The organism is Agrobacterium sp. 22-3639C2, from assembly GCF_053522105.1.
In genome coordinates, this window is sequence record NZ_JBNWDB010000005.1 from 600,636 (window position 1) to 620,568 (window position 19,933).

Consider the following 19,933-nt stretch of genomic DNA (forward strand, 5'->3'; position numbering starts at 1 on the left):
CTCCATGACCTTGAAAATTAATTTAATGATCGATACATAAATACTGAACAGCCCACTCGTCAAGATATTATGTAATGGTCGATACAAAAAACATTCACTCCCGCGGCCGTCCGCGCCGTTTTGATCCTGATCAGGCTGTGGCCACGGCCAAGCAGCTTTTCCACGCGCGTGGCTTTGATGCTGTCGGCGTCGCGGAGATCACCTCGGTATTGGGTATCAACCCGCCGAGCTTCTATGCCGCCTTTGGTAGCAAGATGGGCCTCTACAAGCGGGTTCTTGATCTCTACGCCGGCACGGAAGCAATTCCTCTTGCCGATATCCTGCGGCCGGATCGTCCTGTTGGCGAGTGCCTTGCCGCGTTGCTGGAAGATGCGGCGAGGCGTTATGCCGCTCATTCCGCAGCCCCTGGCTGCCTCGTTCTGGAAGGCACGCGCTGCGACGATGAAGAGGCGCGTGCCGCAGCCCGCGTTTTTCACACGGCGGCAGAGGGCGTGATCCGCTCCTATATTGCCGCGCGCCATCCGGAAGAGGCTGAGCGTCTGGCGGATTTCGTGAGTTCGACCATGGTCGGTCTCTCCGCCATGGCGCGGATTGGCCGCGACATAGAGCGACTCCTGAGTATTGCGCGCGTTGCGGGGGGAGCGGTGAAGCAGGAGCTTTCCGAGGCTTGAATCTCGGAGCAGTCTCAATACTTCTTATTAGTGATGGAAGCTGGCAGGTGTCGAAAACCCGGCTCATTCTCACCAGAGATCGATCAGGCCACCTGATGCTCCGTGCACGGGGTCGGTCGTCGGCTTTGGCAAAGACTTTATCTGTGCAAGCATCGCACTGGTTGGTGCAGACGTCTGAACATCGGCCTCCTGGCCGGGTGGATAAGCGCCGACAACCTGAAAATGGGCAGAGGATTTCAGCTTCATGTGGCCCGTACCGGCTGGCAAGACCAGACAGTCACCTTGCGTAACGTGCAAGGTTTGCCCATCCGGCCCGCCAATCTGCAACGTCGCTTCACCGCCCCCCACGCCCAGAACTTCATGCGCGCCGCTGTGGTAATGGTGATAGGCAAACACACCATTGCGCCAGATGCCGCGCCATCCGTTTCGTGCGAACAGTGCCTCGAAAGCAGCGGAATCGAATGGCGAGCTGACTTGCCGATAGATGATGACAGGGAAGGTCTGGTTGTTGGGAATCTGATCGCCTGGACTTAAAGTGATTTTTTCAACTTTCATGTGAATGCTCCTGGCCATCTGGCCGGGCCTGCCAAACCGTGTCTGGTTTGCTGCGCAGACAGTGCTGGCGACCAGCCGATCTTCGTCCGCACTTCGGCGGAACTGGAGTGGCACCGGCAGATTTCCGCGACCGACACTCCTTCATCACCCTGCTTCAGAATGAACGCCTTCTGTGCGTCCGAAAACTGCGATGCTTTCATCGTCTTCCGTTCCTTCCCCAGCCAGGAAAATGCACCGGAACACTCTAACCAAGAACGGTCCAGTTTGAAGGGTTCAGATCAACAGGGTGCCGTGTCCGTATCGAGCGGAACGGGAGGGGAATGGCCGAAGGCGGTTCCTCTCGCCATAATCGACGCTAATCGCGCTGCACGTCAGCGCCCTCTCTCCTATCACGCCACCTGTCTTGCTGACACCATCATCATATCGATATGAATATGCTCGAACGGGCAACTTAATGCACCGCGCTCGTCCTTCTCAATCAGTCCCAGCTCGACTAGCGCCGCAGCATCTTCATGGACGCGCTTGACGTCCCGGTTCAGTCTGCGCGCAAGCTCTCGCACGCCAACCGTTCCACTTCCCAGAAGGACGTTCAGTAGCTCCCAACGGCGCTCGGTGAGACGCGAAAAGAATGTGCCGGGTGTCTCAAAGTTTAGCGTTTCACCCTGATACTCACCGCTTTCGAGGCCAATAGCAGCGCGCTTACCTGCTACGCGTAATGCCGATTTCCAGTCGGCATTTGTCGTGATGGTCAAAGTTCTCATGACTGCCTCCGTTTTTCGACCTCAGACAAAAAGTCCTCAATCAGTTGGTGGATTGTTGTGAACCGGTAAGGAAACTCATGGCCGTCCAGATGTATGTGATCGCCTTTACCCCGCTCATTGTCGAAGCCCACAACCCTAATGCCGTTCTGGGCATAGACCATTCGATATTTGAACCCATGTTCGGTTGGGGGAACAGGCGTTGGAACTTTCCAAATAACGAACTGGATAATGCTGCCGTCGGCACCAACACTTTTGTGTTCTGTTATCGTGAGCGCCTTCTTGTTGTCTATAATGCCAACATCTTATGGTGTTGTCAATCTCGCCAACACTTGATTAATGAGCAAATCCAGCCGCAGCGGCGAGACGTTGCGGCGCGACGGCTATTTTGCTCAGCCGCCTCGGGGAACTGCTTCAGGTCGCCTCCGGTGTGACCACCCTATTCAGCATCATCGAGCACATCTGCTACCTCGTCGTCGCTGTGGTCATGGCTGTTTCCTGGTCGTGTGAGAGTGCGGTTACCGCAGAACGGATGACAGGAACTCGCGGGTCCGATCTTCCTTTGGTGCGCCGAAGATTTCTTCTGGCGTTCCTTGCTCACAAATACGCCCTTTGTCGAAGAAGCAGACCCGGTCCGACACTTCCCGAGCGAAACGCATCTCGTGGGTAACAAGTAACATGGTCAAATCGTGCTCGTGGGCCAGGCCACGGATGACGGAAAGCACTTCGCCGACCAGCTGGGGGTCTAAGGCGGAGGTTGGTTCGTCAAAAAGCAGGACACGCGGGCGCATGGCAAGAGAGCGGGCAATGGCGACACGCTGCTGCTGGCCGCCAGAAAGCTGCACTGGATAGTGATCCTTCTTGTCGGCCAGGCCGACCATCTTCAGGAGTTCGATTGCCCGTGTTTCTGCCTCCGGCCGGGCAATGCCCAGTACACGCACCGGCGCCTCCACGATGTTGCGCAGCACCGTCATATGAGGGAAGAGGTTGAAGCTCTGAAAAACCATGCCGACGTGGTTACGGATCTGGCGCAGGTGTTTTTCCGAGGCTTGGAAGGGGCCTTTGCCGCCGGCCTGATGGTAGGAAATGTCCGCCAGCGTCAGCTTTCCCTCCTGGAACGGTTCCAGCGTCATGAGAATGCGCAGAACCGTCGACTTACCGGAGCCGGAAGGACCGATAAGAGTGACTTTTTCACCTTTTGCCACGCTGAAATTGAACTGGTCGAGGACCGTCAAAATGCCGAACCGCTTTGTGACATCGGAAAATTCGATCAGCGGTTGATTGGTATTGTTTGTCATCGCAAGGGTATTCCTGCTTTTGGAAGCGCCCTTTGCAGGCGGCTGAGGCCTGCTGAGCAGATTATGGTCAGAAGAAGGAAGATCAGGCCGACAAGCGTCAGCGGCACCAGATATTCGAAGGTGCGCTCGCCGATCATGTTTGCCAGCCCCATCATCTCTAGAACCGTGACGACGGAAAGCACCGGCGTTTCCTTGATCATGGCGACAAGATAGTTGCCCATGGCCGGAACTATGCGCGGGATCGCCTGCGGGATGATGATATCCCGATACGTCTGCATGCGCGTCAGATTAAGCGCAGTCGCGGCTTCCCACTGGCCATGATGCACCGCCTCCATGCCGCCGCGATAGACCTCAGACGTATAGGCGGCATATTGAAGGCCCAGCGCCAGCGCGCCGGTGAGAAACGCCGGCAGAACGATGCCGAATTCCGGAAGAACGTAATAGAGGAAGAAAAGCTGCACCAGAAGCGGAGTGTCGCGAAGGAATTCGACAACAACTGCGGTCGGCCAGGAAATCAATTTCACCCGACTGCGGCGCAGCAGCGCAAAAACCAGCCCCAGAATAAGCGCGATGGCAAAGCCGGCGGCGGCTGCTTTCAGCGTTACCGTCAGGCCGATCAAAATGATGGGCAGGATCGAGGTCGTGTAGGTGATCCAGGTGGTCGTGTCCCATTCGTAACCATACATCATGACTGAATATCCTTACGAATGGCGAGTGCGCGGAAACACATTGCCGCGCCGCACGACATGTTCGATCACCCGGATGATGGCCATCAGGATCAGCGACATCGCGAAATAACAGAGGAGTGTGATCGAATAGATGCTGGTGCTATCCAGCGTCAGGTTGCGGATCGACTGTGCCGCGAAGGTGAGGTCGGCAATCGAGATCAGCGATACGAGTGAGGAAAGCTTCAGCGTTTCGATGGCCAGATTGCCGAAGGACGGCATCATCTCGACGATCGCCTGCGGCAAGGAAATGCGAAACAGCGTCTGCATCCGCGTGAAGTTCAGCGCTCGTGCGGCTTCCAGCTGCTGCACCGAAACGGAAGATAACGCGCCGCGAACGATCTCGGCGCCATAACCACCCGCATGGGCGGCGAGCACCATGACGCCGGTGGTGACGGGATCGAAACTCAGACCGACGAGCGGCAGCGCGTAATAGAACCAGAAAAGCTGGACCAGCAGCGAGGTGCCGCGAAACACCTCCGTGTAGCACAACGCGACAGTCGAGAGGATTGGTCCACCCTCGACGCGAAGAATGCCGAAGAAAAAGGCGAGTACCGTGCCGACAACAAGGGCTGCGAGCGTCATCGTCATCGTGACGACTGCGCCTTGCCACAACATCGGCAGGTAGGCGGTCATGTCCATCTGGAGTGTTCCCGAGTTCATGGTAATCGGCGCCCGGTAACGCACGGGCGCCGGCTGGCGTCATTTTCCGGCGCAGAGATCGGCGACCTTCTTTTCGGCCGCTGCCGCGATACTCTGTTCGGAGAGGCCGTATTTTGCGAGGATTTTCTTGTAGTCGTCGGTCTTGCGGAATTCGACGAGCGCGGCGTTGAAGGCGTCACGCAATTCTTTGTCCTCCGGCCGGAAAGCGAAACCGCCGTAGTTGCGCACAGGCGCATCCTTCACGACAGGATCAACGAAGGGCTTCACCTGCTCGACATTGGCCTGGCCCTTGGCCAGTTCTGACACTGTCAGTTCCGTGGCGGCATAGGCATCGGCGCGGCTCTGGACAGTGGGGATGGCATCTGCATTGGCCGGGATGAAGACGATCTGATCTTCCTTGACGCCGACGGCGCGCAGGAAGTCTACATTGTTGGCGCCAGATACGACGGCGACCTTCAATGCAGGGTCCTTGGCAATATCGGCATAGGTGGTCAGCTTTTTAGGATTTCCTTTCTTCACCAGCAGGCCTTCGCCATAGGACGAGTTCGGTTCGGTGAAGGCCACCTGCTTGCAGCGCTCGGGCGAAATGTTCTGTTCGGCGGCTGCGAAATCGAAGCGACGCGCCTTCAGCCCGGGGATCAGCGTGCCGAATGGGGTCACCGTCCAGTTGACCTCCTCGATGCCCATCGATTTCAGAACTGCATTCGCGACATCGGGGCCGATGCCGGCAGAGGTGCCGTCGGGCTGCATGTATGAATAGGGCACTTCATTGGCAGTCGCTGCGCGAATGTAGCCTTGCTTCTTCACCTCCTCGAGGGTGAGTGCGCTGACCGCTGTCACGCTGATGGAAAGAGCAAGGGCGGAAAGCCCGGCGAGTTTTGTCATATTCATGTTCTAACTCCTCTGGTTGGGTTGCGTGGTCCGTTTTCGGATCTCACTTCATTCTTCGGACTAGGTATTCTCCGTGACCGTGGCGATGACGGAAAGGCAGTCGCCGGCCTTGATGAGGCCGGGAACGTGGCGCGCTGCGAGCACGCCACTGATAGAGGCGCGGTATTCGACCGGCGCAAGACCGGTTTTTCCAACAGGGTAGACCCTGGCGATGGTTTCACCTGCCGTGACCGTGTCTCCGAGATCGCGGACGAAGACGACGAGCCCGTCATCTTCGGCAAAGGTGAAGCAATCGTTGGAGGGCATATCCAGCCAGCGGCTCGGCGTCGGCACCGCGACGCCGGTCAGGATGCCTGCATGGCGCAGCAGGTTGATGGTACCTTTGCGGGCGATGTCGATCGATTTTGCACTGGCCGTGCCCGCGCCGCCAAGCTCGGTGGTGACAAAGACCCTTCCCAGTTCCTCGGCCGTCGTGTCCAGCATGCCAACGGCGTCAATCTCCAGCATCTTCATCGAATAGGGGGCAGCAAAAGCTGCCACCGCCTCAAAGCACCGGGCTTCCTGTATCTTGTCGGGTAATTCGTGAGCGGCAGCGTAAGGCAGGAAATCAAGCGTCCTGCCGCCTGAATGAAAATCAAGAACGATATCCGCAAGCGGTAACAGATGGCGGGTCACGTAATCGGCGATCTTCTCCGTCACGGAACCGTCCGGACGACCGGGAAAGCTGCGATTGAGGTTCCCGCGGTCGATCGGCGAGGTGCGTGTTCCCGCGCGAAAGGCCGGATAGTTGAGTGCTGGCACGATGATGATACGCCCGCTGACGTCATCTGGATCGAGTGTGTGGGCAAGTTCGAAAAGTGCGGCCGGCCCCTCATATTCGTCGCCGTGATTGGCGCCGGTCAAAAGGGCTGTCGGCCCCTCGCCGTTGGCGATCACGCATATCGGGATCATTACCGACCCCCATGCACTGTCATCGCGGCTGTATGGTAGCCGCAGATGACCGTGCTGCACGCCTTTCTTGTCAAAATCGACCGACGACGTGATAGGTGAGGGGCGTAGCGCGGTGCTTAACATCTCTCAGCCTTTCACGAACAGTTGCCGCGGCACATTGGAGAGGCATTCGACACCCGTTTCGGTAATGGCGATACTCTCGGTGATTTCGAGCCCCATGTCGTCTAGCCACAAACCGGTCATGAAATGGAACGTCATACCGGGCTTCAGCTCCGTGCGGTCGCCGGGGCGCAGGCTCATGGTGCGCTCGCCCCAGTCCGGCGGATAAGAGAGGCCGATGGGATAACCGGTTCGGTTGTCCTTGATGATCCCGTATTTTTTCAGCACCGCGAAAAACCCATTGGCGATATCTTCGCAGGTATTGCCGGGTTTGGCAGCCGCAAGACCGGCCTCCATGCCCTCAAGCGTGGCCTTCTCCGCATCAAGGAACGCCTTCGTCGGCTTGCCGAGAAAGACAGTGCGAGACAGCGGGCAATGATAACGGCGATAAGCGCCGGCGATTTCAAAGAAGGTGCCTTCGCCCAAGCGCATCGGCTTGTCGTCCCATGTCAGATGCGGCGCAGAAGCATCGGCACCCGACGGGAGCAACGGTACGATCGCGGGATAATCCCCGCCGAATTCCGCGGTGCCACGAATGCCGGCATCGTAGATCTCGGCGACGAGATCGCATTTGCGCATGCCCGGCTCGACTACGTCAACGATACGTTTGTGCATCAGCTCGACGATCTTGCCAGCCTTGCGCATATAGTCGAGTTCGGTCGGGCTTTTGACCGCGCGCTGCCAGTTTACAAGACCGGCGGCATCCTTGAAGCGGGCGTTCGGCAGATGTTTCTGCAAGGATGCAAAGGCAGCAGCCGAGAAATAATAATTGTCCATCTCGACGCCGATTGACAGGCCTGACCAGCCCCGGTCATCGACGATCTTCGACAACAGATCCATCGGATGCCGTTCGGTCGATTGAACGTAGTGGTCAGGATAACCGATGATGTTGTCCTGGGCGAGGTAGGCGGTGCGCTTGGCGCCATTGGCATCCTGCTTGCGGCCATACCAGATCGGCTCGCCTAGCGGCGGCACCAGCACGCATTGGTGGACATAGAAGGACCAGCCGTCATAGCCCGTCAGCCAATGCATGTTGGATGGGTCGGTGACGACAAGCAGGTCGATGCCTGCCTTTTCCATGGCGTCGCGGGTTTTGGACAGGCGCGCGGCATATTCCTCGCGCGTAAAGTTCAGCGTTACGCTCACGCTGCGTCTCCCATTTTCACACTGTTTTCGATGATTTGGCCGCTGCCGCCGTCTTTTGCGCGGGTAAACGCGAGATTGGCGATGGCGGTGTCCTGCACTCCGGTGCCGGTCAGATCGGCAAAGGTGATGTCGTCCCTCGATACGCGACCGCGTGCCTTGCCAGCGATGACAGCACCGAGCTCGGTGAATTCTTGATCCAGCGTTACAGGCCCCGCGGCGATAGCGTGGTGCAATTCACCGAGGATTCGGGTCTGCGAAAGCCGGTCTGCGATATAGCGCGCCCTGGAAAATACGGCCGGATCGATCTCGTTCTTGTGTTCGGCATCCGATCCCATGGCCGTCAGATGCTGGCCTTCTTCAAGCCAGCCGGCAAACAGGATCGGCTTTTCGGCTGGCGTCGTGGTCACGACGATGTCGGCGCCCCGGACAGCGGTCTGCGGATCGGCCGCGGCGATGACCTCGATACCGTGTTGGCGGGTCAGATCGCCTGCGAGCCCCTCGGCCTTTTGATGGTCACGAGCCCAGATGCGTGCGGATTGAATGGGTCGCACCAGTTTCAGCGCATCGAACTGCAGACGGGCTTGCATGCCCGCTCCGAAAATTGCTGCGACGGAAGCGTCTTCGCGGGCGAGATGCCGTGCTGCGACCGCCCCGGCTGCGGCGGTACGCACATCTGTGAGATAGCCGTTATCGAGAAGAAGGGCCTCCACCAGTCCGGTCCTTGCGCTGAAGAGGATCATCAGCCCGTTGAGGCTCGGCAGACCGAGTTTGGGATTGTCGAAAAAGCCGGGGCTGACCTTGATGGCGAAACCGTCAAAACCCGGCACATAAGCCGTCTTTACATCCACCTCGCCACGAAACTCTGGTATATCGAGCCGCAAGATCGGCGGCATGGCGACCGCTTCGGTTGCGAGCGCTGCAAAGGCCTGCTCCACGCACTCGACTGCCGACAGGTCGAGCTTCACGACAGCGCGCAGATCTTTTTCGGTTAGGATGGTGATTTGGCTCATGCGGCAGGCCCTTCGATGATCGTCTTGTGAACCGCCGGATCGATATTTCCACCCGACACGATGATCGCGGTTGGGCCGGTGATGTCCACCTTGCCGAAGAGGATCGCCGCGAAACCGACTGCGCCGGCACCCTCGACCGTCAGACCTTCTTCATGCGTCGCATGGCGGATGCCGGCTGCGATCTCTTCCTCGGATACCAGCACGATCTCGTCGAGAAGAGATTGGCAGAGCGCAAATGTGATGCGGTTTTTCAATCCAATCCCCCCTCCCAGCGAATCCGCCAGCGTTTCTTCTTCACGGATGGTGACGGGCCGCCCGGCAGTGACTGACGCATGCATCGCCGCGCCCCGCTGCATGGAAACGCCGATGACACGTGCCTCCGGCTTCAGCGCCTTCACCGCAACGGCGATACCGCCCGCAAGGCCACCGCCCGATAGAGGAACGAGAATTGTCGCCAGTTCAGGCATGTCTTCGACGACCTCGAGGCCGATAGTGCCCTGGCCGGCCACGACGTCGGCGTGATCGAAAGGCGGGATCGCGGTCAGGCCTCTGCTTTTGGTCAGGCGCTCCACTTCCTCCTGCGCATCATCCTGTGATCCGCCGACAATCCGGATTTCCGCGCCGAGCGCGCGGATCGCCTCCACCTTGTTTGCCGGCACCAGCGCGGACATACAGATTGTGGCGGGGATCCCGAGTTTGTCTGCGGCATAGGCCACGGCCCGGCCATGATTGCCCGTCGAGGCGGTGACGAGGCCACGCTGGCGCGTCGTATCGTCTAGCGAGAGAATGGCGTTCATCGCGCCGCGCAGTTTGAAGGCGCCGATGGGCTGAAGGGTTTCAAGTTTGAGATCAACGGGATGACCACAGCGCTCAGAGAGAAAGTCCGAGCGAACCAGCGGTGTGCGTTCCGCCTGTCCCGCAATCCGCGCCGCCGCTCGCTTTATCGCGGTCAGTGAGACTGGGAGCAAGTTGTCGGCGGCGGATATGGACAGGTTTTCGCTCTTCATGATTGTCATGTTGAGAGCGAAATAAAATCATGTCAATTATTATATTGTAATGATTCAATGATTTTCGGCTGGCAACTTCAGCCGATTGACCCGATATCGTAGACCGGCGGCAGTTGCTCGAATGTCTGCCGCACGGTGGTCAAAGCCCTGGCGAGGCTTGCATGATCGAGGCGGCCGCCGAGGCATATGCGAATGCCGCCGCCATGGCTAGGACCGGCAATAAATGGTTCTGACGGGGTTACCGCGACGTTCTGGTTCGTGAGGGCGCGCACCAGGCCGTCCTCCGTCCAGCGCTGCGGAACCTTCAGCCAGGCGCAGAGGGAGAGGGGGTGGGTCGACCCTATATGGTGACCCAGTATGTCCATGGCGATTTTCTGCCGCGCACGGGCCTCGGTGCGCTGGACATCCAGCAACAGCCGTGCCGTTCCGTTTTCGACCCAACGGGTAGCGATCTCGGCCGTGAGATATGTCCCGCTCCAGCTCGACACACGCAGGATGGAGGCGGCGCGGATGGAATAGGCGGGTGGCACGACGAGATAACCGACGCGCAGCCCTGTCAACACTGTCTTGGTGAAGCTGGTGACGAAGAAGCCCAGATCAGGCAGCACTTCGGTGATGGATGGCAGATCATCCTCGATCATCGGACGGTAGACCTCGTCCTCGATGACAAAAATGCCGTACCGCTCGGCAATTGCGGCGATGGCCTGCCTTCGCGCTGCGCCCGACACGTGCCCGGTCGGGTTGTTAAGCGTGGGAATGAGCACCAGAGCGCGGACACCTCCGGCTGCGCAGGCGGCCTCCAGCGCTTCGGGCAAAATGCCTTCTTGGTCGGTGGGTAAGCCCTTTAGGCTGAAGCCGAGAATATTAGACAGGCCGATAATGCCGTGGTCGGTCAGGTTTTCACAGAGCACCACGTCGTTAGAGCGGATAATGCAGCTCAGAGCGAGAAAAATGCCGTGCGCCGCGCCATTGGTGACAAGAATGCGTTCCGGGCCGGCTGTCACGCCCATCATGCCAAGCCATGTTCTGGCCGTTTCGCGATGGCTCTCGAGCCCCGCGACCGGCCGGCAGGGGCGCATGAAGCCAGAATTGTCACCATCGGCCATCTCGCGAAGAATGGCGCGCGAGGCATTTTCATGGTCATCGAGATAAACGCCGCGGATGATGGATAGATCGAGCACCTCGGTTGGGCTGTGATCAAGCATCATGCGACCTGCCCGCTCCGTCACCCGCGTCTTCACGAAGGTTCCACGGCCAATTTCGCCGCTGAGATAACCAAGCCGCTCCGCCTCCTTGTAGGAAAGGCTGACCGTCTGGACAGAAAGGCCGAGTTCGCGGGCCAGATCGCGGTGTGTCGGCATGCGGTCCATCGGCTTCAGAACGCCGGCGTCGATATCAGCAATGATGCGTTCCGTCAGTGCGGAATGTTTCGTTCCGCCTTTCTGCTTGGCCAGCGTCGGTCGCCATGCCACCGGTCTCGTTGGGGAAACTGGATCTGAGCTGGGTGAATTGGCTTGACGACGCATGAAATTGTCTCGTTTTCGACGAAGGTAATTTCATGACATTATGCATGCTTCTATGAAAAGATGAAGCCTTATGCAGCGCAGACAGGAACTGCGCTGCAAATAGGCGCAGTTGCCGTCGAAATGAGCAGCATTTGCGACGTTGAAAACTGAAGCTGCCGATCAGATTTTCTCGCCGGCCTGGACCAGATCATCCATGACACTGCGGACAGCGGCTTCAGCAATGGCGATGATCTCGTCGACTTCCTCCCGGGTCGTAACAAGCGGCGGTGCAAAGCCCAGAATATCGCCATGCGGCATGGCGCGTGCTATGAGACCGCCGTTGCGCGCTGCCTTGGAAACGCGTGCACCCACCGTGAGTTGAGGGGCAAAACGCGTCTTTTTTTCCCGGTCCGCCACGAATTCGATAGCGCCCATCAATCCCACGCCGCGCACCTCGCCGACGATCGGAAGCTGGGCGAACTTCGCCTTCAGTTGTTCCTGGAAATAGCTGCCAACGGCTCGTGCATTGCCTGGCAGGTCTTCCTTTTCGACGATGTCGAGCACGGCGTTTGCAGCCGCCGCTCCGATAGGGTGGCCGGAATAGGTGTAGCCGTGGGAGAAGGCGCCGACGCGATCCGCGCCTTCCTCCATCACCTTGTAGACTTTCTCCCCGACGATAGCGCCGGAAAGCGGAAAATAGGCCGAGGTCAGACCTTTAGCGACGGTGATCAGATCCGGCTCGATGCCATAATGCTGTGAACCAAACATCGAACCCGTGCGGCCGAAGCCGGTAATAACCTCATCGGCAATCAACAGGACATCGTATTTTTTGAGAACCTCCTGGATGGCCGGCCAGTAACCTTCCGGCGGCGGTGTGATACCGCCCGTTCCGAGCACCGGCTCGGCGATGAATGCACCAATCGTGTCCGGTCCTTCGCGCAGAATAAGCGCGTCCAGCTCTTCCGCGCGCCGCGTCGAAAATTCCAGCTCCGTCTCACCGGCTTCTGCGCCCCAATAGTGATGCGGAACGCCTGTATGCAGGATGCCGGCCCGTGGAAGGTCCATATGGTCGTGATAAAAACTCATGCCGGTCATTGAGCCGGAAACCACGCTGCAGCCGTGATATCCCCGTTCGCGGGAGATGATTTTCTTCTTTTGCGGTTTGCCGCGCAGATTGTTGTAATACCAAACGAGCTTTGCCTGTGTCTCGTTGGCGTCTGACCCTGACATGCCGTAGAAGACCTTGCTCATTTTGCCGGGTGCCATTCTGACGAGGCGATCGGAAAGGATGGCCAGCTCATCCGTCGTGTGGGCGGCATAGGAATGATAATAGGCAAGGCGGTAGGCCTGACGTGAAATCGCCTCAGCTACCTCGGTACGTCCATAACCAACATTAACGCAATAAAGACCGGCGAAACCGTCGATCAACTGCTTTCCGTGCGCGTCCTGAATGCGGATGCCCTTGCCGGTTTCGACAATGGTGGGCTCGCCGAGTTTGCCGCTGGCAAAATCCTTGAGCTGCGTGAAAGGGTGCAAAACGGCGTTTCGATCCATTTCCGCAATATTCTTGACGTCGATTGTCATAGGCGAGTTCCTTTTCACGCAGCTAAGTTGCCGAAGCAGACATATTTGGGTTCGAGATATTCCATGAGACCATGACGCGAGCCCTCACGACCAAGGCCGGACTGTTTCCAGCCGCCGAAGGGAACGGGCGCGCCGGTAAATTTCGGCGTGTTGACGGCTACCATGCCATATTCCAGTTGATGCGTCAGACGCATCGCCCGGCCGAGATCGTTGGTGTAGAGATAGGCCGCAAGCCCCATCTCCGTCGAGTTGGCGCGTCGCACGACCTCCCGCTCGTCATCGAATGGCAAGATCGCGGCCACCGGACCGAAGGTCTCCTCCCGCGCGATCAGCATGTCGTCTGTGACATCGGCCAGCACGGTCGGGGTGACAAAATTGCCGCCGAGCGGACTGTCCTGCCCGCCGCAGATGAGCTGTGCACCGGCAGAGAGGGCCTGCGCGATTTGCTTGCGGCACTTTTCAGCGACGGAGGGGCGTGTCATCGGCCCTATATCGATGCCAGCCTCGAAACCGTGGCCGACCTTGAGTTCGGCACTTGCCTTGCCGAACTGACTGACGAAGCGGTCATAAATACCTCGCTGGACGTAAATCCGGTTGGCAGCGAGGCAGTCCTGCCCCGATGTCGCGAATTTCGCCCCGATGCAACCTTTTACGGCTTTGGAGACATCGGCGTCGTCGAACAGGATGAAGGGCGCGTGACCTCCAAGTTCCAGCGAGGCTTTCTTGATGGTCGCCGCCGATTGCGCCAGCAAAATACGACCGATTTCAGTCGAGCCGGTAAAGGAAAATGCGCGCACATCGGTGTGTTGCAACAGGCGGTGCGCAAGTGGTGCGGCGTGACCGGTGATGACCTGGAATACGCCGGCGGGCATTTCAGCTTCCTCAGCGAGCTTTGCCAAAGCGAGCGCCGAGAGGGGTGTTTCAGGCGCCGGTTTGACGATCATTGTGCAGCCAGCGGCAAGCGCCGCGCCCGCTTTGCGGGTGATCATAGCAGAGGGAAAGTTCCACGGGGTGATGGCCACGGTGACGCCTAGCGGCTGCATCTGGACCGAGACACGGCTGTCGGGCAAATGGCTCGGTATCGTCTCGCCGTAGGCGCGCTCGCCTTCGCCGGCAAACCAATCAAGGAAATTGGCAGCGTAAGCAATTTCACCAAGCGATTCCGAGAGTGGTTTGCCCTGTTCGGCCGTCATTATGACGGCGAGATCATGCGCGTTGTTGCGCATCAACTTGCCCCATTCACGCAAGATCTGCCCCCGTTCGGTTGGAAGCTTGTCGCGCCATTCTAGAAAGGCATTTTTCGCGGTACTGACGGCATCATCCGCATCCTCAAGCGAACATGCCGCCACACCGATGAGATCTTCTCCGGTCGCCGGATCAATGACACTGAGCGTTTCATCGCGAGCAGCCCAACTGCCATGGAGAAAAGCGCGTCGCTCGATTAAATCGGGCCGCCGCAGGTTTTTTAATGCAGTGCTTGCAATACTTCTCATATGGAGCTCCCGGTAGATTTACAGGGAGACTAATCAAGCGCATTGAGCGGTTGACTGCGTTAATTATATCGTTCAAGCCGGAATTTCGCTTATTTTAGGTTCCGTACGCAGGATTTGTGCATGAATACTCTCGATAGAGCGGACAAGGCGTTGCTTGAGGCCGTTCAAAAAAACAATCGCCTTACGTCGGAAGAGCTGGCGCAACTCGTCAATCTTTCACCGACCGCATGCCAGCGGCGCCTCAAACGTCTGCGCGAAGATGGCGTCATCGAAGCGGATGTCGCCATCGTGTCGCCGAAGGCCGTTGGGCGCGGCATTACCATGATCGTGCTCGTTTCACTGGAGCGCGAACGCGCCGATATTGTCGATCGCTTCAAAGCGGCCATCCGCGCGACCCGGGAAGTGATGATCGGATATTATGTGACGGGAGACGCCGACTTCATTCTGGTCATCACCGCCAAGGACATGGAGGACTATGAGGCCTTTACCCGGCGGTTCTTTTACGAAAACCACGATATCAAGGGCTTCAAGACCATGGTCGTTATGGACCGGGTAAAGGCCGGATTTTCCTTTCCGATCGAGGTTTGACGACTTGCGGTTCACAGATCTCGCCACTAGACGTCCGGGGTGGTTGAAAAGGCTGATGAATGTTTCCTGAGAGCTCTCTACCCATCGAGACCTCGCAGTTAACCCTTCGCCGTTTTGAGCCTACGGTTTTCGTCGCCTATACCAGGTATCACAGGCGCGGCGACGTCTATCGTTTCCTGTACGCCTCGCGGAAAAATTGACCCTGGTTGGGACAGGTTAACACGCTGATCAATTTGCCGTTTCTTCGGCGTGGCGGGGGTCAGCCTCTCGCGCCATGTTGGGGTCAAATCCCACGCTGAAACACATTTCAGGCTGTTAAAGAGCGTAGCCGCTTGACCGCAACGGAGCGGCTTTCCTCGCTGGCGGAGGATATGCGCGATGGCTATCAACAAGGTTTCAGTGCCGGTCTTAACAATCCGGCCAGCGTGGCCGGGCGAACCATGGTGCTGGAGCGAACGATGAAGGTGCCGCGAAACATCGTCTGGAAAGCCTGGATGAACAAAGAGGCGCTGCCACAATGGCGGGGTCCTGACGGCTTTTCCCGCCGCATGAAGAGCATTGACCGGCGGACCGGCGGCGCATGGGTCTTTGACATGATTGGCCCTGGCGGAACAGTCTTTCCGAACCATCATCGTTATGTCGAGGTCCGGTCCGAAGAGAGGATCGCCTATACGCTGCTATGGGGCGAAAACGGGCCAAAACATGCCGATGCGTGGGCCTGAAGATCAGGATGGCACGACGAAAGTTGTGCTGGGCATGGTGTTCAGCACGGAAGCCGAGTTCCAGCGAGCGAAGGGTTTCGGTGCCGTGGAACTGGGTCAGCAAACGCTGGCCAGGCTCGAGCGCTTTGACTCCTCAGCAGCGATCCTATCGCCTTGAAAAAGTTCTTCCGCGCTGTACACAGCAACTGGACCCGTTTGAGCCGCGCCAGGGAAGCTCGATAAAATCATCAGAACCAGTGCGGGGTGGCGGAGATCGTGGGAAAGCCACACGAACGCCAAAACAAGCGGCTGCAATCAGAGGCGAGATCCTTGATAAGGAAACGGCTTCCATCGGCTCAAAATGGGTTTTGTCAACTGTGTATAGGGGAGCAAGTTTGCTGCGGCAGACAGTCTCTTTCTGTCGGTGATGGCATTCCAACGATGTAAACAGGAAACAAGTGCTCGGGATCGTTTTGAGGGCGGGCTGATTTCGGCGCTGCGGGATTGTTGAAAGCCTTGGCTCCTGCATCCGGTTTGGAGAAGCCAATTGCCGCCACCGGAGTCGTTGTCCTGCTTATTTCTCATCGGTGCATTCTAGGAGTTTGCTTCGGCCGGATCCAAAAAGGTTGCGGAATGGTCACACCCTTTCTTTCGACAGAAGGTTTTCCATAAATTGCAACCGCTAAAGTTGTTGCGATGACGTGTCGGGATGTTATCTCTGCGTCAGGTTGAATCATTGAGGGGACGAGGGATGAAAAAGTTGGGGGCGATTTTGCTGATGGCTCTTTTGAGCGCATGTGCAAAGCCATCTGACGGACCGACCGCAGGCAATATCCGGTCTGCGACTTTACCGCGAACCAACGAGAAAATCCCCGTCATCGAGCTGGCTAACGCATCGGCAGCCACGGTTTCCGCCGCAAGCACACAGAACGCCTCCGGGCCCGGCCTTACCGCGCTTCGCAACACCGGTTACAACTCCCAGAGATTGCGGCGCGGCGACGTTATCGACATTACCGTGCTGGATACGGGAGAAGACGGACTTTTCTCCCCGACACAGAGCAAGACGCTTAATCTCGGCCGCTTTACAGTGGATCAGAGCGGCTCGGTGAATATTCCCTTTGTTGGCAAACAGAGGGTTGTTGATTCCACACCGGAAGGGCTGCAATCGCAGGTCGTTGCCGGCCTCAAGGGGTCGGCCGTGAATCCGCAGGCCGTCGTTACTGTCGTTGATAAGCCGACGAGCGCCGTCATGCTCAGCGGCGCGGTGAAAAATCCCGGAAAGATCGTGCTCACCGCCCGGCAGGAGCGGGTGCTCGATGCGCTCAATCAAGCAGGTGGCCCTACTGTCGCTGCGGGCGCGGCCACGGTCACTGTCGTTCGCGGCTCGCAAAGGGCCAGCGTGCCTCTTGACCGCGTCATGCGGGAAGACCGTCAGAACATCCGCCTGTCACCGGATGATCAGATCATGATCGATGGCGACGCGGCGAGCTACACCGCACTCGGTGCCTTCAAGAGTGCCGGTGAATTCCAGTTTGAAGCCGGAAAGCTGACCCTTGCGCAGGCCGTTGGCCGCGCCGGTGGCTTGCTGGATGACCGCGCAGACGCGCGCAATGTCTATGTCTTCCGCAATGAGATTGTTCAGGTTCCAGCCGCAAGGATACCGGGCGCGAAAGGCCCGGTCGCTACGGCCACGACCATGCGCCCTGTGATATATCACGTCAACATGCGCGACGCTTCCAGCATCGCACTCATGCAGCTTTTCCAGATGCAGAAGGGCGATGTGCTCTATGCCAGCAACGCGCCGCTGGTGGATTCGGCCAAGCTGCTGACCGTGTTCCAGAAGAGTGTGCCGACTGCGGCGGCGCCGCTTCCCGGCGGCGGCAACTGACCAATGAGGCGTTACAGAAGCTGTAAAGCTTCCATTGCCGATTGTGGGCGCAAAGCGGGATCATAATGGCAACAGGCGTCCGCAAGATCTGCGAGGCATTGCGGTGATTGTGCCTTATCCGTCTCGATTAGCCGCCTGGCGAGCCTTCCCACGGCATATATATCCTGATCCGGCTTTGCAGGTGCGCCTTGCATCTGTTCCGGCGGCGAAAATTCAGTTGAGGCAGCAAAGCGCAGGCCCTGTCCGGCGTGTTTACGACCAATCTGCAGGGCGATGCCGAAGTCGCCCAGTCTTGCCGTTTCGAACTTACCATCCGACAGCAGAATATTGGCGGGCGTGACGTCGCAGTGCACATATCCAAATGCATGCACTGCACTCAGCGCTTGCAGCACGCGGCGAAGGATCACGATCGCCTCCGAGGCGGCAATCGGTTGCGCAGAAATGATCGATGCCAGTGAGTGCGCAAACCACGGCTGCAACAGACCCGGCCGACCATCGGGTAACCGCAAAAGGGCGGACGTTTCCACAAGGCAGGGATGGCGCAGCGCGAGCCCGATCTCGGCCTCGTCCCATAAACGGTGCAGCAAAACGGTGTCGTCCCTGCGGGCGGGCGGCGCGGTTTTGAGCGCGTGCAGCGAGCCGAGATCGCGGTGGCGCAATTGGAGCAAAAGTGTCGTCTCGCTCTGGTAAGCTGTGAAATTCACGGCAAAGCTGTCCGCAATCCAGTCCGGTTTTTCGCCAGAAATATCTGGTAATTTTCGATCCAGCGCATTTCGGATCTGGTCGATCAGGTCTTGCTGCTCCTGATAGCTTCTTTGCCGCGTGCCCTCATGGCGGATGCTTCGCCAAAGGTCGGAAAAGCGTGCGGCTACCTCCGGATAGGCAAGTTCATTGTTCACGCCGGTTTCCAATCACAATAGCGCTTATATTCTCGCGGGCGTTTTCGATGAGAGCTTCCTGGACCAGGGCATTGGCGCAATCCTTGACCGGGGTGTTGAAGACGATCTCGGCGATGGCACGGTCCCGGAGGATCTGCACCAGCGGGTAACTGCACAGCAGGACCCTGTCCTGCAAACCCCACTCCTCGAAAACGATGTCCGGCCGGAACTGCTGGGAAAGCCCGACACATTGCGAGAGTTGCTTTTTCATGCCGACAACGACGTGATCGCGCGAAAGCTGGTGCATGGTGCCGTTTTTCAGGAGATAGGCGCGCGCATCACCAGACCACAGGACGCTCAGCCTGCGCGAGATGATCGAAGCTATGACGACGCTGGCCATCGGCCTGACATCGGCACCGGTCGTCTGGCGGGAGAGGAGCAGGCTGTTGATGGTGCCAAGCCTTCCCCTGATCTGTTGCGCCATCATCTCCGGGTTTTCGGCATCTGGCGTTTCCGCAAGAATATTCGTGGCGAGACGGGCGGCCTCTGCAGCGCTGTGCGAATCACCTTGGCCATCCGCTATGGCGAAGAGGGAAGGTGTCTGGGAAACGAAAAGAGCATCCGCATTCAGGGAAAGCCGCGTTCCAGGGTGTGTGGCATAGCTGTAGGTCACAGATGACGGCTGTTGCGCTGCCGGCGCAGGCGCTGGCGCCACGGGCGGCATTTGCTGTTTTGTTCCCTCCGGCGCCGTTGCTGGAATTGGCGCTGGCGTTGAACGGTCCTCGCCGCCTTTGCCCGGCATGTCGCTAAAGAGGCGCACGAAATCGTAGTCTTTGGGTTTGCCGTCAAATTTGAGGCCGCGGGCACGACGGCTGACCGGGTCGATATACCACCAGAGGCTCGTCGGCATACGGCCGCGCACCATTTCCGGCACATCCTCCTCTTCCCGCGATTTTGGCAGACGTAGTTTTTTGATCGAAGTAATAAACCGGGAGATGTTGAAATCGCGGGTCATCGATGTCTCCGCCAGCGCCTCCGCGGCCATGAACCAGGTGTCGTCGAGATAGAGGCTTCGTGGATGTTCGCGGAAGCCGTTGAGCTGCGCGATGATGGCGAGCGGATATTTGCGTCCCACCCGGTCCGCACTCGGCACCAGTACACCGACATAGGCGCAGTTTCCCCATATGCCGCGCTCAATGATGAAGCGTATGGGTGGCGACGAAGAGAATATTTCGGGCCATCGGCCCGTAAACATATCCGCACCGGCGTACATGCCGGATCGCATCCAGCCGTCAAAGGTACCGATCAATTCCCGCTCGAGCCCATCGGAGATGAAATCGCCATGACTTGGGACCTTGCCGAAGAAACCGATGCGATCGCTTTCCGTCGTCGTTTGCGTGGACCTTGATGCCTGATCGGCCATCAGTTGCGATGACCCGCTGTCTTTATCGTGCCTGCCTTC

At 58.3% G+C, this 19,933-nt stretch carries 19 protein-coding genes and 1 pseudogene; 4 read left to right on the top strand and 16 right to left on the bottom strand.

Annotation, left to right across the window (positions count from 1 at the left end):
- Nucleotides 1–74 precede the first annotated feature (74 nt).
- Entirely contained in the window at nucleotides 75–671 is a 597-nt protein-coding gene (locus tag ACQZ6D_RS23090; RefSeq protein WP_448730001.1) for a TetR/AcrR family transcriptional regulator, read from the top strand.
- A gap of 69 nt (nucleotides 672–740) precedes the next feature.
- Here the strand turns inward: ACQZ6D_RS23090 and ACQZ6D_RS23095 are convergent, their stop codons facing one another.
- From ACQZ6D_RS23095 to ACQZ6D_RS23160, 14 genes are all read right to left on the bottom strand, one after another.
- Nucleotides 741–1,226: a cupin gene (locus tag ACQZ6D_RS23095; protein WP_448730000.1), complete on the bottom strand. Its 486-nt coding sequence runs from the start codon at nucleotides 1,224–1,226 to the stop codon at nucleotides 741–743.
- A gap of 389 nt (nucleotides 1,227–1,615) precedes the next feature.
- Nucleotides 1,616–1,987: an HVO_A0114 family putative DNA-binding protein gene (locus ACQZ6D_RS23100; RefSeq protein WP_035200461.1), complete on the bottom strand. Its 372-nt coding sequence runs from the start codon at nucleotides 1,985–1,987 to the stop codon at nucleotides 1,616–1,618.
- Entirely contained in the window at nucleotides 1,984–2,280 is a 297-nt protein-coding gene (locus ACQZ6D_RS23105; RefSeq protein WP_320188069.1) for a toxin-antitoxin system TumE family protein, read from the bottom strand. Before ACQZ6D_RS23105 ends, ACQZ6D_RS23100 begins: the two co-directional genes overlap by 4 nt.
- Nucleotides 2,281–2,502: 222 nt before the next feature.
- Nucleotides 2,503–3,282 carry an ectoine/hydroxyectoine ABC transporter ATP-binding protein EhuA gene (gene ehuA, locus ACQZ6D_RS23110; RefSeq protein ID WP_013761013.1) on the bottom strand — a complete coding sequence of 260 codons (780 nt, stop codon included), beginning with the start codon at nucleotides 3,280–3,282 and terminating at the stop codon, nucleotides 2,503–2,505.
- Complete coding sequence (gene ehuD / locus ACQZ6D_RS23115; RefSeq protein WP_004431448.1) at nucleotides 3,279–3,971, bottom strand: ectoine/hydroxyectoine ABC transporter permease subunit EhuD; 693 nt, start codon at nucleotides 3,969–3,971, stop codon at nucleotides 3,279–3,281. Before ehuD ends, ehuA begins: the two co-directional genes overlap by 4 nt.
- Before the next feature lie 12 nt (nucleotides 3,972–3,983).
- Complete coding sequence (ehuC, locus tag ACQZ6D_RS23120; protein ID WP_035200466.1) at nucleotides 3,984–4,649, bottom strand: ectoine/hydroxyectoine ABC transporter permease subunit EhuC; 666 nt, start codon at nucleotides 4,647–4,649, stop codon at nucleotides 3,984–3,986.
- A 60-nt stretch (nucleotides 4,650–4,709) separates the two neighbouring features.
- Nucleotides 4,710–5,561, bottom strand: a complete 852-nt coding sequence (gene ehuB, locus ACQZ6D_RS23125) for an ectoine/hydroxyectoine ABC transporter substrate-binding protein EhuB (protein WP_004431450.1) — start codon at nucleotides 5,559–5,561, stop codon at nucleotides 4,710–4,712.
- 60 nt (nucleotides 5,562–5,621) lie between these two features.
- A complete protein-coding gene (gene doeB, locus ACQZ6D_RS23130; protein ID WP_111800038.1) occupies nucleotides 5,622–6,635 on the bottom strand; it encodes a N(2)-acetyl-L-2,4-diaminobutanoate deacetylase DoeB in 1,014 nt (337 codons plus the stop codon).
- 3 nt (nucleotides 6,636–6,638) lie between these two features.
- Entirely contained in the window at nucleotides 6,639–7,817 is a 1,179-nt protein-coding gene (gene doeA, locus ACQZ6D_RS23135; RefSeq protein WP_112424679.1) for an ectoine hydrolase DoeA, read from the bottom strand.
- Nucleotides 7,814–8,827, bottom strand: coding sequence for an ectoine utilization protein EutC (eutC, locus tag ACQZ6D_RS23140; RefSeq protein WP_448729999.1), 1,014 nt, complete (start codon nucleotides 8,825–8,827; stop codon nucleotides 7,814–7,816). Before eutC ends, doeA begins: the two co-directional genes overlap by 4 nt.
- Entirely contained in the window at nucleotides 8,824–9,843 is a 1,020-nt protein-coding gene (eutB, locus tag ACQZ6D_RS23145) for a hydroxyectoine utilization dehydratase EutB (RefSeq protein WP_162723634.1), read from the bottom strand. Before eutB ends, eutC begins: the two co-directional genes overlap by 4 nt.
- A 68-nt stretch (nucleotides 9,844–9,911) precedes the next feature.
- On the bottom strand, nucleotides 9,912–11,360 hold the full coding sequence (gene ehuR, locus ACQZ6D_RS23150) for a MocR-like ectoine utilization transcription factor EhuR (RefSeq protein WP_448729998.1): 1,449 nt from the start codon (nucleotides 11,358–11,360) through the stop codon (nucleotides 9,912–9,914).
- A 159-nt stretch (nucleotides 11,361–11,519) separates the two neighbouring features.
- Nucleotides 11,520–12,923 carry an aspartate aminotransferase family protein gene (locus ACQZ6D_RS23155; protein WP_112752949.1) on the bottom strand — a complete coding sequence of 468 codons (1,404 nt, stop codon included), beginning with the start codon at nucleotides 12,921–12,923 and terminating at the stop codon, nucleotides 11,520–11,522.
- Nucleotides 12,924–12,937: 14 nt separating this feature from the next.
- Complete coding sequence (locus tag ACQZ6D_RS23160) at nucleotides 12,938–14,416, bottom strand: NAD-dependent succinate-semialdehyde dehydrogenase (protein ID WP_013761005.1); 1,479 nt, start codon at nucleotides 14,414–14,416, stop codon at nucleotides 12,938–12,940.
- A 120-nt stretch (nucleotides 14,417–14,536) separates the two neighbouring features.
- Here ACQZ6D_RS23160 and ACQZ6D_RS23165 point away from each other — a divergent pair, with 120 nt between their 5' ends.
- The 3 genes and pseudogenes from ACQZ6D_RS23165 to ACQZ6D_RS23175 all read left to right on the top strand — a co-directional run bounded on the left by ACQZ6D_RS23165 (nucleotide 14,537) and on the right by ACQZ6D_RS23175 (nucleotide 17,593).
- Nucleotides 14,537–15,004 carry an Lrp/AsnC family transcriptional regulator gene (locus ACQZ6D_RS23165; protein ID WP_019566776.1) on the top strand — a complete coding sequence of 156 codons (468 nt, stop codon included), beginning with the start codon at nucleotides 14,537–14,539 and terminating at the stop codon, nucleotides 15,002–15,004.
- A 305-nt stretch (nucleotides 15,005–15,309) separates the two neighbouring features.
- A pseudogene (locus ACQZ6D_RS23170) lies at nucleotides 15,310–15,883 on the top strand (SRPBCC domain-containing protein); the annotation flags it as partial.
- A 573-nt stretch (nucleotides 15,884–16,456) separates the two neighbouring features.
- Entirely contained in the window at nucleotides 16,457–17,593 is a 1,137-nt protein-coding gene (locus ACQZ6D_RS23175) for a polysaccharide biosynthesis/export family protein (RefSeq protein WP_013761001.1), read from the top strand.
- Nucleotides 17,594–17,604: 11 nt separating this feature from the next.
- Here ACQZ6D_RS23175 and ACQZ6D_RS23180 read toward each other — a convergent pair whose 3' ends face one another.
- Together ACQZ6D_RS23180 and tagF are read right to left on the bottom strand one after the other, a co-directional pair.
- Complete coding sequence (locus ACQZ6D_RS23180; RefSeq protein ID WP_026331016.1) at nucleotides 17,605–18,492, bottom strand: protein kinase domain-containing protein; 888 nt, start codon at nucleotides 18,490–18,492, stop codon at nucleotides 17,605–17,607.
- Nucleotides 18,482–19,894 (bottom strand): type VI secretion system-associated protein TagF, encoded by a 1,413-nt coding sequence (gene tagF, locus ACQZ6D_RS23185; RefSeq protein ID WP_448729997.1) that lies wholly within the window; start codon nucleotides 19,892–19,894, stop codon nucleotides 18,482–18,484. Before tagF ends, ACQZ6D_RS23180 begins: the two co-directional genes overlap by 11 nt.
- Between the last annotated feature and the right edge of the window lie 39 nt (nucleotides 19,895–19,933).